Source organism: Kitasatospora misakiensis, assembly GCF_042656005.1.
Lineage (GTDB): Bacteria > Actinomycetota > Actinomycetes > Streptomycetales > Streptomycetaceae > Kitasatospora > Kitasatospora misakiensis.
The window spans coordinates 36,120-50,860 of sequence record NZ_JBHSOF010000043.1 but is presented as its reverse complement, the minus strand read 5'-3'; the positions used below and the strand labels follow the sequence as shown (position 1 = coordinate 50,860).

At 74.7% G+C, this 14,741-nt stretch carries 8 protein-coding genes; 2 read left to right on the top strand and 6 right to left on the bottom strand.

The window, feature by feature from the left end; genetic code table 11:
* Positions 1-262 precede the first annotated feature (262 nt).
* Positions 263-4,330: a type VII secretion protein EccCa gene (gene eccCa / locus ACFP3U_RS27380; RefSeq protein WP_380228385.1), complete on the top strand. Its 4,068-nt coding sequence runs from the start codon at positions 263-265 to the stop codon at positions 4,328-4,330.
* Between the two features lie 48 nt (positions 4,331-4,378).
* The gene (locus ACFP3U_RS27375) at positions 4,379-7,312 is read left to right on the top strand and encodes a hypothetical protein (RefSeq protein WP_380228372.1); all 2,934 of its coding nucleotides are present in this window, start codon (positions 4,379-4,381) and stop codon (positions 7,310-7,312) included.
* A 102-nt stretch (positions 7,313-7,414) separates the two neighbouring features.
* Here ACFP3U_RS27375 and rbsD read toward each other — a convergent pair whose 3' ends face one another.
* The 6 genes from rbsD to ACFP3U_RS27345 form a co-directional block, all read right to left on the bottom strand.
* Positions 7,415-7,804: a D-ribose pyranase gene (gene rbsD / locus ACFP3U_RS27370; protein WP_380228371.1), complete on the bottom strand. Its 390-nt coding sequence runs from the start codon at positions 7,802-7,804 to the stop codon at positions 7,415-7,417.
* Positions 7,801-8,706 (bottom strand): ribokinase, encoded by a 906-nt coding sequence (locus ACFP3U_RS27365; RefSeq protein WP_380228370.1) that lies wholly within the window; start codon positions 8,704-8,706, stop codon positions 7,801-7,803. Before ACFP3U_RS27365 ends, rbsD begins: the two co-directional genes overlap by 4 nt.
* An 82-nt stretch (positions 8,707-8,788) precedes the next feature.
* Positions 8,789-10,735, bottom strand: a complete 1,947-nt coding sequence (locus ACFP3U_RS27360; RefSeq protein WP_380228369.1) for an ABC transporter permease/substrate-binding protein — start codon at positions 10,733-10,735, stop codon at positions 8,789-8,791.
* Complete coding sequence (locus ACFP3U_RS27355) at positions 10,725-12,245, bottom strand: sugar ABC transporter ATP-binding protein (protein ID WP_380228368.1); 1,521 nt, start codon at positions 12,243-12,245, stop codon at positions 10,725-10,727. The genes ACFP3U_RS27360 and ACFP3U_RS27355 overlap by 11 nt, the downstream gene beginning before the upstream one ends.
* Entirely contained in the window at positions 12,242-13,312 is a 1,071-nt protein-coding gene (locus ACFP3U_RS27350) for a LacI family DNA-binding transcriptional regulator (RefSeq protein ID WP_380228367.1), read from the bottom strand. Before ACFP3U_RS27350 ends, ACFP3U_RS27355 begins: the two co-directional genes overlap by 4 nt.
* Before the next feature lie 189 nt (positions 13,313-13,501).
* Entirely contained in the window at positions 13,502-14,131 is a 630-nt protein-coding gene (locus ACFP3U_RS27345; RefSeq protein WP_380228366.1) for a hypothetical protein, read from the bottom strand.
* Positions 14,132-14,741: the final 610 nt, after the last annotated feature.

The following is a 14,741-nucleotide window of genomic DNA, read 5'->3' as shown; positions in this document are numbered from 1 at the left end:
GTCCTCCCGTGGGATCGGCCCGCCCGATCTCCCGTCACAGGTACGGACGGCACCGGGCGGACGGTTCACCCGGTGATCGGTACCGGCCCGGCCGGTGGTCCGCCCGGTGAACCGCCGGGGCCTCGCGGGCCGTAGGCCCGAGTGCGGCGCGGCCCGATCCGTCGGACCTCATCGTCACCGGCGTGCGTCGCCGGCGCCGCGAGAGGAGAGCCCGTTGAGCGTGGTCCTGGTCGATCGTCCGCCCCGGCGCCCCGGACCGGCGATGCCGGACGGCGAGCTCCAGTTGCAGGAGCCGCCGGTCCTGCCGGAGCAGCAGAGCGGCATGTCCAACATGATCGCCATGGCGCCGATGGCGCTGAGCTCGCTCTCGATGGTGATGATCTTCCTCAATCCGCAGTCCGGCGGCGGGCCGCTCACCTACGTGGCGATGGGCATGATGGGCCTGTCCGCCATCGGCATGCTGGTGACCCAGCTGGTCCGCGGCGCGAGCGACCGCAAGCGCCAGCTGCGCGGGGAGCGCCGCGACTACCTGCGCTACCTCTCCCAGGTGCGCCGTCAGGTCCGCCGCCACATCGTCAACCAGCGGCTGGCGCTCGCCTGGCGCCACCCCGAGCCCGGCGCGCTCGGCTCGCTGGTGCGCACCTCGCGGCTCTGGGAGCGGCGGGCCGCCCACCCGGACTTCGGCGACGTCCGGATCGCCACCGGCTCCCAGCGCCTGGCCGTCAAGCTGGCGCCACTGGCCACCCAGCCGGTGGAGGACCTGGAACCGCTCTGCGCGCACGCGCTGCGCCGCTTCATCCACGCCTACGGTTCGATCGACGACCAGCCGATCGCCGTCCACGTGCGCGGCTACGCCCATCTGCTGCTGCGCTGCGAGCACCCGTCGGCGGAGCCGGACGCCGGCGCCGACCCGGCGGACGGCGGGGCCGCCGCTCCCCCGCTCCCCGCCGGGGCGGAGGCCCCCGAGCCGGCCGACCCCGGCCCGGCCCGCGACCTGGCCCGCGCGATGATCGCCCAGCTGGCGTTCTTCCACGCCCCGGACGAGCTGCGGATCGCCGCCGCCGTCGCCCCCGAACTGCGCGCCGAGTGGGCCTGGCTGAAGTGGCTGCCGCACGCCCTGCACCCCACCGAGACGGACGGCGCCGGCCCGGTGCGCCTGGTCGCCGACTCGCTCCTGGAGCTGGAGCAGCTGCTCGGCCCGGAGTTCGCCGACCGGCCGCCCTTCGAGCCGGAGACCCAGCCCGGCCGCGACGAACCGTTCACCCTGATCGTCCTGGACGGCGTGAAGCTGCCCGGCGGCAGCCGGGCCCTGCTGGCCGGCTACCGCAACGCCGTCCTGCTGGACGTCGCCGGCGCGGTGGAGTGGAAGCAGGCGCCGTTCCGGCTGCGGCTGCGGATCACCGGCGACCGGCTGGACATGGTCACCGCCGACCGCAACCGGCGCGACGAGACCACCCCGCTGGGCCGCCCGGACGCGCTGAGCGCCCCGGCCGCCCGCCGCTACGCCACCACGCTCGCCCCGTACCGCCTGGGCGACGCGCTGGACGTCTCCGAGCCGCTCAGCACGGACTTCGACCTCACCTCGCTGCTCGGCGTCAACGACCTGTACCAGCACGACATCGCCCGCAGCTGGGCGGACCGCCCGCGGAGCCGGCGGCTGCGGGTGCCGATCGGCGTCGGCGCGGACGGCAGGCCGGTGGAGCTCGACCTCAAGGAGTCCGCGCAGGGCGGCATGGGCCCGCACGGGATGCTGATCGGCGCCACCGGCTCCGGCAAGTCCGAGCTGCTGCGCACCCTGGTGCTGGCGCTCGCGCTCACCCACTCCTCCGAGACGCTGAACTTCGTCCTGGTCGACTTCAAGGGCGGCGCCACCTTCCTCGGCCTGGACGAACTCCCGCACACCTCCGCGGTGATCACCAACCTGGCCGACGAGGCCGCCCTGGTCGACCGGATGCGCGACGCCCTGCACGGCGAGCTGAACCGCCGCCAGGAGCTGCTCCGCTCGGCCGGGAACTACAGCTCGCTGCTGGACTACGAGAGCGCGCGGACCGGCGGCGCCCAGCTCGACCCGCTGCCGACGCTCTTCGTCGTGGTCGACGAGTTCAGCGAACTGCTCTCCGCGCACCGCGACTTCATGGACCTGTTCATCATGATCGGCCGGCTCGGCCGCTCGCTCGGCGTCCACCTGCTGCTCGCCTCGCAGCGCCTGGACGAGGGCCGGATGCACGCGCTGGAGTCCCACCTCTCCTACCGGGTCGGCCTGCGGACCTTCTCCGCCATGGAGAGCCGCGGCGTGCTGGGCGTGCCCGACGCCTACCAGCTGCCCTCCCAGCCCGGCAACGGCATCCTGCGCAGCGACATCGCCACGCTCACCCGGTTCAAGGCCGCGTACGTCTCGGGGCCGTACCGGCGCCGGCGCGGCGCCGTCCAACAGGCCGCGGTGGCCGGCCAGATCGTCCCGTACGGCACCGAGTACACCGCGCCGCGCGACCCCGACCCGGAGGTGCTGGCGGCCGAGGAGGCCCGGGAGCGGGCCGAGGAGAACGCCCCGACCCTGCTGGAGCTGGCGGCCGAGCGGATGCTCGACGCGGGCCCGCCCGCCCACCAGGTCTGGCTGCCGCCGCTGGACACCCCGCCCACCCTGGACGAGCTGCTGCCGCCGCTCACCCCCACGCCGCAGCACGGCCTGGCGCCCGAGGACCGCGCGCCGATCGGCACCCTGACCGTGCCGGTGGGTGTGGTGGACCGGCCGTTCCAGCAGCTGCGCGAGCTGCTGACCGCCGACCTGTCGGCGGCGGGCGGCCACGTCGGCATCGCGGGCGGCCCGCAGAGCGGCAAGAGCACCCTGCTGCGCACCCTGATCACCGGTCTGGCCCTCACCCACACGCCTCGGGAGGTCCAGTTCTACTGCCTGGACTTCGGCGGCGGCACGCTCTCCTCGCTGCGCGGGCTGCCGCACGTCGGCGGCGTCACCGGGCGCCACGACCCGGAGCGGGTCGGCCGCACGCTCGCCGAGGTGAACGGCGTCATCGCGCGCCGGGAGCAGCGCTTCGCCCAGCTGGGCATCGACTCTGTCGCGACGTTCCGCCGCCGCAAGGCCGCGGGCGACCCGGAGCTCGCCGACGACCGGCACGGCGACGTGTTCCTGGTCGTCGACGGCTGGGGCACCCTGCGCCAGGAGTTCATGGACCTGCTGCCCGCGCTGACCCCGATCGCCGCCCGCGGCCTCAACTACGGCGTGCACCTGGTCGTCACGGCCGCCCGCTGGGGCGAGCTGTCCAGCGGCGTGCGCGACCAGTTCGGCACCCGTTTCGAGCTCCGGCTCGGCGACGCCATCGACTCCATGATCAACATGCGGGCCGCCGAGACCGTCCCCCGCGTCCCCGGCCGCGGCCTCACCCGGGACCGGCTGCACTTCCTCGGCGCCCTCCCCCGGATCGACGGGCAGGGCGACCCCGAGAACCTCGCCGACGGCATCGCCGACCTCGTCGACGCGGTCAACGAGCACTGGACCGGACCGCGCGCACCCGAGGTCCGGATGCTGCCGCTGCACCTCGACGCCGCCTCGCTGCCCGCGCCCGAGGGCCGACTGCGGGTCGCCATCGGCCTGGAGGACACCGCGATCTCCCCGCTCTGGCACGACTTCGAGGAGTCGCCCCACCTGCTGGTGGTCGGCGACAGCGAGAGCGGCAAGACCAACCTGCTGCGGCACCTGGTCGCCGCCATCACCTCCGCCTACACCCCCGCGGAGGCCCGGATCATGCTCGTCGACTTCCGGCGCGGGCTCTACGAGAGCGTCCCGGAGGAGTACCGGCTCGGCTACGCGGTCTCGGTGGACGTGCTCCGGCAGGTCGTCACCGGCGCCGCCCGGGCCATGGAGGCCCGGCTGCCGGGCGAGGAGATCACCCCGGCCCGGATGCGGCTGCGCGACTGGTGGGTGGGGCCGGAGCTGTTCGTCGTCGTCGACGACTACGACCTGATCCCCGGCCAGGCCGGCGGCAGCCCGTTCGGCCCGCTCCTCGACCACCTCGCCCAGGGCACCGAGCTCGGACTGCACCTGATCGTCGCCCGCTCCGCCAACGGCATCGGCCGGGCCTACTCCGACCAGCTGCTGCGCCGCCTCCAGGACGTCAACACCCCGGTCACCCTGCTGTCGTGCCCGCCGAGCGAGGGCGCCCTCTTCGGCGGCGTCAAGCCGCGCGCCCTGCCGCCCGGCCGCGCACTGCACATCACCCGACGCCGGACCGTCCAGGTCCAGACGGGCCTGATGCCCGACCCCGAGCCGGAGCGGGAGCCGGTCGGAGTGGAGGATCCGTCGGCGGGCTCGTAGTGACCCGGCGGTGAACCGGGGGCGTGGCCGGGGCCGTAGTCCTGGACGATGAGCCTCTCCCGCACCGGTGCGCGCTCCGGCGACCCCGCGCCCCCGGTCGAGCGCCGCCGCCGCTTCGGACTCCGGCGCGGCCCGCAGCGCGCGCTGCCCGCCGGGGGTGGACCGGCCGCACCCGCCGCGTCCCTCCCGGTGCCGGCGACGGCCCCCGCCCGCGCGCCGCAGCCGGGGCCGTCGGTGCTCCGCCCGGTCGGCCCGCACTTCGTGATCGCCCCGTCCACCGCCCGCGAGGACGACCTGTCGGCGGCGATCGGCGCGCTGCGGCCCGTCCCGGACGCCGTCGTGGTGGTCGCCGTCGCGCCGGACTCGGCCAAGGTCCTGCGCGACCGGATGGCCGACCTCGGTGTGATCGCCCGGGCCCGGGGCGCCGGCCACCTGGTGCTCGCCGCCTCCGGCCTCGCCGCACTCGCGCCCAACGGCCGCCGCCCGGCCGAGGTGGTCGCCGAACGGGCCGGGGTGCCGGTCGTCGCGCCGGACGGCCTGGTGGAGATCACCCCGGCCGGCGCCCTCACCGTCAACGACCCCGAGGGCGCGGTCGAACGCTCCGCGTGGTGGCGGTGCGAACCGGGCGAACCGCCCCGGCGTCTGCACGGCACGATCGGCGCCGCCGCCCCCGTCGGGCCCGCGCCCGCGCAGCCGCACCCGCGCCGGGCTGCCCTCGCCGAACCGTCCGCTCCTGCCACCGCTCCGGCCACCGCTCCGGCCGCCGTCCGCAGCCGGGCCGACGCCGTCCGGATCCTGCGGCTGCCCACCGGCTTCTGGCTCACCGACCCGGCCGACCCGTCCACCGCCCCGCTGCCGGACCTGCGGCTGGCCGCCGCCCCGCCCGGCAACGCCGTCGTCGTGATCGGCACCCCGGCCTGGCCGGTGCTGCTGCCCGAGGACTTCGCCGAGGCCGTGCTCTCCCTGCCGCTCGGCGCCGACCGCCCCCTGGTCAGCGCCCCGTGGGCGGCCCCCGACCAACTCTCCGCGCTCACCGGCGCGCTGACCGCCCGGACGGCCCGGCCGGTGCAGGCCGCGATCGGCCTGCCCGTCCTCGGCCCCGACGGCCCCACCTCGCGGATCCTGGACCGCGACGGCCGGATCGGGTGGGAACCGTTCCTGCTGCGCCTCGCCACCGCCCCCGGCTGCCCCACCACGCCCGCCGCCTGGCGCAACGGCGGCGCCGACTGGCGGACGGCCGGGCCCGGCGTGTTCCGGGCGTTCCCGTTCTGGGCGCTGGAGGCCGTCCCGGCCGGGCTCTGGCTGCGCCCCGAACCGCCGCACGTGCTCACCCCGCGCTTCCGGCGGCCCGAGCCGGCCCGCCCGCTGCTGATCGTCGGCGAGCGGGACCGCCCGGTCCCGGCCGACGCCTTCGAGGAGTTGGGCGCCCTCCTCGACCGGCTGCCGGCGGTCGGCGCCGAGGGTTTCGGACTGCTCGTCCACGGGCTGCTGGAGCCCACCGCCGAACGCGTCGGCCGGTTCGTCGCGCGCACCTACGAGCTGGAGTGGCTCGGCGCCGAACAGCCGCTGAACGGCCCGCCCGCCGTCGCGCCGGTGTCGTACGGCATCGGGGGGACGGGATCGACGCGCTGGGCCGGCGCGCCGGGGGTCGCGGAGCCGGAGGCCCCGGCCGCCCTGGGGCCCGGCGCCGCCCACCGCGTGCCGCCCGTTCCCGGACCGGCCGCCCTCGCCGAGACGCGCGCCGAGTCCCGCGCCGAACTGTCGTCCGGTCACCGGGTGCCACCCGTCCCGGAGCCCGAGCCCGAGCCGGTACCGGTCTCGCTGCCCACCCCCGTCCGGGCCACCGCCGGCCCCGCCACCGGCCCCGCCACCGGGGCCGGAGCGCCGCCCCGGCGGGTGCCGCTCGCGACCGGTGAGCCGAGCCCCCCGCCGACGGCCGAGAGCGTCACCACCACTGCCGGATCCGGCCCGGACCTCGGCACCAGGCGCGGGCCGACCGATCCACCCACCGCGCCCTCCACCGCAGGCGGCGCACCCCTACCCTTCCGCACCCCCGAGGTCCCCCCGGTCGAACCGACCGCCGAGCCGGCCGAGCCGACGGCCGAACCCCCACCAGTCACCGAACCGCCGGTCACCCCCGCCCCGGATGAGGAACCGTCCGGCCCGCCCCTCCCCTCCCCCCGCCCGCAGTACGCCCGGTACTTCGGCCTCGACGACGGCCCCGCCCCGGTCACCGCGAGCACCGCCGCCGAGCGCGACGCCGTCCGCACCCTGCTCGGCGACCACTACCACCGCTGCACCGGGCGGCTGGAACAGCTCGCCACCCGGCTCCCCGGCCTGCGGACCACCTCCCAGGACGACTTCAAGCCCGACCTGGCCGCCGTGCTGCTCCACCACACCGACACCGGTGCGCCCACGACGCGGGCCGCGCTGGTGGCCGCCGCCCGGTCCGGCGACCCGGAGCTACGGCCGTTCCTGCACTGCCTGGGCTCCGGTCTGCGGCGGCTGCCGAGCCACCACGGCGCGGTGCTGCTCGGTGCCGGGCCCGGCCCGGACCCGGAGTCCGTCCTGGCGCACTACCCGACCGGCCGGCAGTTCCGGGAGCCGGCGCCGCTGGCCGGGCTGACCGCGCCCGGCGCCGAACTCCCCGGCTCACCGGTGGAGTTCCTCGTCTGGTCGGCCACCGGCCGGCGCACGTCCGTCTTCGACACGGGCAACGGGCCGGCCCAGGTGGTGTTCCCGCCGGGCACGGCGTTCACCGTGGTCGGGGTGGTGACGGCCGACGGCGACCGCCCGGCCTGCGTCCTGCTGCGCGAGACGGGCGGCGACCCGTCCGAGCGGAACCGCAACTCCCTGACCCGCCTGCGCGCCTGGCTGGAACGCCGCGCGGCCATGCCCCCCGCCGAACGCCCCCGGTCGGCGACCCCCGACCGCTTCCACCTCACCCCGGGCCTCCACCTCGACACCGCCGAGGCCCCCTGACCGAGGCCTGGCAGTGCTTCGCCCCGCCGGTCACCCGGCGGGGCGAAGCACTGCCAGGCGCGCGAGCGCCGACCATCCGTCCTCTCCAGCGCAGCGCAGCCGCTAGAAGAACACCCCGCACCGCAGCAGCACGTTCGCGTACGGCCGGGCCTCGCCGGTCCGCACCACCAGGCGCGCCCCCGCACTCAGCTCCTTCAGCGTTTCGTGCGGCACGTACGCCAGTTCGGCGATGGAGCCGGTCAGCAGCCCGTCCGCGGCGGGGTTCGCCTCCCGTACCTCCTGCGCCGCGATCGCCCCCTCGATCACCAACTCGTCGAGGAGCCCGGCCAGGACGTCCTCGAAGGACGGAATCCCCGCCCGGAAGGCGAGGTCGACCACCCGGGGCCCGTCCGGAATCGGCATCCCCGCGTCGCACACGAGCACCCGGTCACCGTGCCCCAACTCGGCGAGGGCTCCGGTGAGATGGCGATTCAGAATCCCGCCCTTCCTCACAGCGCCTCGACCTCCTCGGCGGTGGGGAACGACTCCTGCGCCCCGCGCCGCGTCACGGCGACGGCGCCCACCCGGGCGGCGTACGCGGCGGCCTCCGCGAGCGAGGCCCCCGCACCCAACTTCCAGGCCAGTGCCGCCGTGAAGGAGTCACCGGCGCCCGTCGTGTCGACGGCGTCGACCTTCACCGACGCGACCCGCACGGCCTCCTCCTCGGCGGAGGCGACCAGCGCGCCCTCCGAACCGAGCGTCACCACCACCGACTTGGGCCCGCTCGCGAGCAACTCCCGTACCCATGCGGCGGGATCGTCGCCGATGGACTCGCCGCCCAGGATCACCCGGGCCTCGTGCTCGTTGACGATCAGCGGGTCGCAGGCCGCCAGGACCTCGGCCGGCAGCGCCCGCGGCGGGGAGGGGTTCAGCACGAACCTCGTGCCGGACGGCAGTTGCCGCACGACCTCCACGACCGACTCCAGCGGGATCTCCAGCTGCGCCGAGACCACCCGCGAGGCCTGGAGCAGCGGCCCGGCGGACCGGACGTCCTCCGGCGTGAGCTGCCCGTTCGCGCCGGGTGACACCACGATGCTGTTGTCCCCCGACGGGTCGACGGTGATCAGCGCGACGCCGGTCGGGGCCCCGCCCACCAGGACGCCCTCGGTGTCGACCCCCGCGTTCCGCTGCGACTCCAGCAGCAGTCGCCCGTTCGCATCGTCCCCGACCCGCGCGAGCAGCGCCGTACGCGCCCCGAGCCGCGCGGCGGCGACCGCCTGGTTGGCCCCCTTGCCGCCGGGATGGACGGCGAGGTCCGACCCGAGCACCGTCTCCCCGGCCCCGGGCCTGCGCTCGACACCGATCACGAGATCGACGTTGGCCGACCCGACGACCAACACGTCGTAGTCGTACATGAAACTCCCCAATCAGGACATCCGAAACAGGGCGGCCGGAGCCCCGCTTCCGCGGGCACTCCGGCCACCCCTTCTTCCCGTCTCAGCCGGTGAACCCGGCCACGGTCTCCTTCGTGACCACCTTCACCGGCACCTTGATGGTCTCCTCGACCTTCTCACCCTTGATCGCCTTGACCGCGTTGTCCACGGCGATCTTCCCGAGCTCCGAGGGCTGCTGGGCCACGGACGCGTACAGCGTCCCCTGCTCGACCGCCTTCAGTCCGTCGGGAGTTCCGTCGAAGCCGACGACCTGCACGGATTCGCCGGCCTTGGAGCCGAGCGCCTTCACCGCGCCGAGCGCCATCTCGTCGTTCGCCGCGATGACACCCTGGACGTCCGGGTGTGCCTGGAGCAGGTTCGACATGACGTCGAGCCCCTTGGTCCGGTCGAAGTCGGCCGGCTGCTGCGCGACGACCTCGATCCCCGGGTACGCCTCCAGTCCCTTGGCGAAGCCCTCGGCCCGCTCGCGCGCGGCGGAGGTACCGGCCAGCCCCTGGAGGATCACGATCTTCCCGCTGCCGCCGAGCTTCTCGGCGACGGCCTTCGCCGCCTGCTCGCCGCCGGCGACGTTGTCGGAGGCGACCAGCGCGTTCACCTCGGCCTTGTTGACGCCGCGGTCGACGGCGATGACCGGGATCTTCGCCTTGCCCGCGGCCTGCACGGGGTTACTCGCCGCGTCGGAGTCCACCGGATTGACGACGATCGCCCCGAGCCCCGAACTGGTGAAGTTCTGCAGCTGGTTGGCCTGCTGCGAGGCGTCGTTCTGCGCGTCGGTGACGGTCAGCTCCACCCCCAGCTTCTTCGCCTCGGCCTGCGCACCCGTCCGGATCTGCACGAAGAACGGGTTGTTGAGCGTGGAGAGCGAGAGGCCGATCTTCTGCGTGCCAGGCTTCGCGTCGCCGTGCAGGAACGACGTCGCACCCACGATCGCCACCGCCACGACGGCCGCGAGCCCGTACGTGGCGACCTGCCGGCCCCGTCCGCCGCCGGGCGCCCCGAGCGCCGTGGGGGCGGCCCCGGCCTTGCGCCGCACCGTGTCGAGCAGCACCGCCAAGGCGATGACGACACCGATGACGACCTGCTGCCAGAACGCGGAGACGTTCAGCAGGTTCAGCCCGTTGCGCAGCACCGCGAGGATGAGCGCGCCGATCAGCGTCCCCGAGGCCTTGCCCGTACCCCCGGCGAGGGAGGCGCCGCCGATGACGACGGAGGCGATGGCGTCCAGCTCGTACCCGGTGGCGGCCTGCGGCTGCGCGGAGGAGAGCCGGGAGGCCAGGACGACACCGGCGACCGCGGCGAACACACCGGAGAGCGCGTAGATCGCGAGCTTCTGCTTGGGCACCCGCAGGCCCGAGAGCCGGGCCGCTTCCTCGTTGCCGCCGATGGCGTACATCGAGCGGCCGATGTAGGTACGGCCGAGGACGAACGCCGCGACGAGCCCCATGGCCACCATGACGAGCACCGGCACCGGCAGCCACCCGCCTAGCGTGTCACCCAGGTGGGAGATCGAGTCGGGGAAGGCGATCGGCGATCCGTCCGAGATCACCAGTGCCAGACCGCGCCCCACCGACAGCATCGCGAGCGTCGCGATGAACGGCGGCAGCTTGCCGTACGAGATCAGGAAGCCGTTCACCAGGCCGGCGGCCACACCCGTCGCCAGCGCCAGCAGCACCGCGACGGCCACCGGCACCCCGTGCGACGTGGCGCTCCACGCCAGCACGGTCGCCGACAGCGCGGCCACCGAACCGACCGACAGGTCGATGCCCGCCGAGACGATCACGAAGGTGACGCCGAAGGCGAGGATGGCGGTCACGGCCGCCTGGACGCCGACGTTGAGCAGGTTGTCGGTGGTGAGGAAGTCGCCCGACAGCGCCGACATGGCGATGACGAGGACGATCAGCGCGGTCAGCGCGCCGTTGTCGAGCAGCAGACGGCGCAACGTCGCGGCGCCACCGGCGCCCGTACCGCTCTTGAGCGTTTCAGCGGCCACGGGGGGCCTCCAGTTCGGTAGTGGGATTGCTCACGGCCAGCGACATGACCGCGTCCTGCGTGGCCTCCTCGGCGGACAACTCGCCCGCGATCCGGCCCTGGGCCATCACCAGCACCCGGTCGCTCATCCCGAGCACCTCGGGCAGATCGCTGGAGATCATGAGGACGGCGGCCCCGGCCGCCGTCAGCTCGTTGATGAGCTGGTAGATCTCGACCTTGGCGCCGACGTCGATGCCGCGGGTGGGCTCGTCGAGGATCAGCACCTTGGTGTCGGCCAGCAGCCACTTGCCGATGACGACCTTCTGCTGGTTGCCGCCGGACAGCGTGCGCACCTGCTGACCGAGCCCGGCCATCCGGACGCCGAGTTGCCCGGCGATCCGCGCGGCGGCGTCGTGCTGACCCTTGAGGTCGACGATGCCGCCCCTGGTGGCGGACTTGAGGGTGACGAGTCCGAGGTTCTCCTCGACCGACTGGTCGAGCACGAGCCCCTGGCCCTTGCGGTCCTCGGGCACCAGCCCGATTCCCGCGGTCATGGCGGCGCCGATGTCGTGCCGCTTCAGGTCGGCCCCGGAGACGCGGACCGTCCCGCGGTCGTACGGGTCGGCCCCGAAGACGGCCCGGACCACCTCGGTACGACCCGCCCCGACCAGCCCCGCGACGCCGACGACCTCGCCGGCCCGCACCTCGAAGCTGACGTCGTGGAAGACGCCGTCCCGGGAGAGTCCCTGCACGGACAGCAGCGCGCTGCCCGTGGCGGCCCGCTCGCGCGGGTACTGCTGCTCGATGGACCGGCCCACCATCAGCCGTACGAGCTCCTGCTCCGGCGTGGCGGCGGGCACCTGGCCGACCGACCTGCCGTCCCGGATGACCGTGACCCGGTCCCCGAGGGCGGCGATCTCCTCCAGGTGGTGCGTGATGAAGACGATGCCGACGCCGTCCTCGCGCAGCTTGCGCACGATCACGAACAGCTTCTCGACCTCCTCGGAGGTCAGCACGGCCGTCGGCTCGTCCATGATCAGAACCCGCGTGTCCAGGCTCAGCGCCTTCGCGATCTCGACCATCTGCAGGCGGGCGATGCCGAGTTCGCGCACCCGTGCACGGGGCGACACGCTGAGGCCGACGCGCTCCAGCAGCTCCGCGGCGTCCGCCTCCATCTTCTTCCGGTCGATCATCCCGAACCGGCGCGGCTGGCGCCCCAGGAAGATGTTCTCGGCGACCGTCAGATCGGGGACGAGGTTGAACTCCTGGTAGATGGTGGCGATCCCGAGCCGCTCGGCGTCCTGCGCACCATGGATGCGGACCTCCTCGCCACCGACCAGGATGCGGCCCTCGTCGGGGGTGTGGGCACCGGAGAGCGTCTTGATCAGGGTGCTCTTTCCCGCGCCGTTCTCACCGAGCAGCACATGGACCTCGCCCCGCCGCAGGTCGAAGTCGACGCCGTCCAGCGCGACCACCCCGGGGAAGGACTTCCGTATGCCCTCGATGCGCAGCAACTCGTCCGCGTTGCTCACGTCTGGCTCCTGTTCGTTGCGGGGTTCTCGTTCGTCGCGGGGTTCTCGTTCGTCGCGGGGTTCTCGTTCGTCGCGGGGTTCTCGCCGCACGAGCGGCGAACGACGAGACGGGCGGGGAGCGTCACGGATCGCGGTGCCCGCCCCTCGATGCGGTCCACGAGCGCGCGCACGGCGGCCCGGCCCAGCTCGCCCGTGGGCTGGGCGATCGCGGTGATCGGCGGGTCCGTGTGGACGAACCAGCGGATGTCGTCGAACGCGGCGAGCGCGATGTCGTCCGGCACCCGCAGACCGCGGGCGCGTACGGCGTCCAGGGCGCCCAGCGCCATCAGGTTGTCCGTCGCGAACACGACCTGCGGGGGCTCGGCGAGGTCGAGGAACCGCTCGGTCGCCCGCCGGCCGCTGTCGGCCTGGAAGTCGCCCTGGCCGATGTACTCGTCCGGCAGGTCGAGGCCGCACTCCTCCAGCGCCTCGCGGAACGCCTCCACGCGCTCCTGCCCGGTCGTGGTGGCCGCCGGCCCGGTGATGATCGCCAGCCGCCGGTGCCCCAGCCGGTGCAGGTGCGCGACGAGGTCCCGGATGGCGCCCCGCCCGTCCGACCGCACCACCGGCACGTCCACGCCGGGGATCCACCGGTCCACGAACACCATCGGCGTCCCGGCCCGGGCGGCGTCCAGCATCAGCGGCGAGCCGCCGTCGGTGGGCGAGACCAGCAGCCCGTCGATCCGGCGGTCCAGCAGCGTCCGTACGTGGTGGTCCTGCAGCTCCGGCCGCTCGTCGGCGTTCCCGATGATCACGCTGTACCCCAGCGCCCGCGCCTCCTCCTCCACGGACCGGGCGAGCTCGGTGAAGTACGGGTTCAGCACGTCGCTGATCACGAGGCCCAGGGTGTGGGTCTGATCGGTGCGCAGCGAGCGCGCCACGGCGTTGGGCCGGTACCCGAGCGACGCGACGGCGGCCAGCACCCGCGTCCGCGCGTCCTCACTCACCGAAGGGTGCTCATTCAGGACACGCGAGACAGTGGCGACGGACACGCCTGCCTCGGCGGCGACGTCCTTGATGCTCGTCACAGTCGCCCCACCTCCTCGTGGAATCGATTACATCGACGCGTTGCGACGATTGGAATCGATTACATGCCCGCATGGCAAGTCTTGAGTCGGTGGCTGAAACCTGATCGTAATGAACGCCGCGTCGATGCCTTCGCCGTCAGCGTGCGGACAGCCCGGGGCGAGCGGGCTCAGCGGCCCCTCACCACCCCCTCACCAGCCCCTCGCCCACCCTTCGGCGCCCGCCATGGGTGCCGTCCGCTCGGCCGGCACCGCCCGGGCCGTCGGCGCGGGCCAGACCGCCGGGGCCACCCGGCCCGTCGGCAGGCGGTCCGCGCCGGTCGGTATCGCGTCCGCGGAGGCCCCGCGCAGCACCTCCCCGGCCCGGACGCCCGGCACTGGCACCGACCCGGCGCCCGTGCCGAGGTCCGCGCCGGAGCTGGTCCGCAGGCCGCCGCGGGTGGCCGGGCCCACCGCGTCGGCGGCGGACGGGGCCGCGAGCGGGCGCTCGGCCACCGTCGCGGAGAGCCGCAGGATGAAGTTGCGCTCGGTCGGGTCGCCCTGCGGCCAGTCGCAGTCCTTGCTACGCACGATCCGGCTGCGCAGGCCGTCCCCGGTGGTCTGCCACGGGTACGGCAGCACCCGGACGTTGGGCCGCCAGCCGACGCCGGGCACGCAGTGCTGCAACTCCAGCTCCCACTCGTCGGCCCGCACGTCCAGCGAGGCGCCGATCCGCCCCTCCAGCACCAGGGTGCCGTACGGGGTGCGCACCACCGCGCGCTGCTCGAAGTAGGCGTCCTTGTCGAGGACGGTGATCCGCAGCGGCCCGTTCATACGCAGCATGGTCGCCCCTTCCGGCTGTCGAGTATCGCGGCGCACCAGGACGGCCCCGCATCCTGCTCGACGGGGTACCCGGAGGCTCGGGTTCACCGCCCGCCGGCCGGTGAACCCACCGCAGCGCCCCGGCCGTTGAACATCGGTGACGGGTCGTCGCGGCCGCCGCTCCGGAGCCCCGGGGCCCGTCCCGGCGGCCTCCGGGGCCGTTTCCCGTTCGGGCAGGGCGCCCCTCCCGAACGCGCAGTCCTCCCGAACGGCCGGGCACGCGCACCGCCCGGACGACCCGCAACCTCGGCCCCGCCCCTGGGACCTTCGTCCCACTCCGCCGCCGGGGGCCCACCCGCTCCCCCCGCGCGCGGACGCCGCACCGCCCACCGGCGGGCGCGCGGATCCGCCCGCCACCGGCCCCGTCCGCACCCGCCGGACACCGCTCCACCGGCCGCGCGGCCCCGGCCGCCGGGAGCGGCCCGGGTGGACGCGCCGTCCACGACCGAGGGGGAATCACCGCCCGTCCAGCGGCGCGGGGGTGACGAACCGGCTCCCGTCAACCCCCCGGCCGGACAGATCCCCACCCTTCGCAAAATCGGACACCGACCGTCACAAGACGACCCTCCAG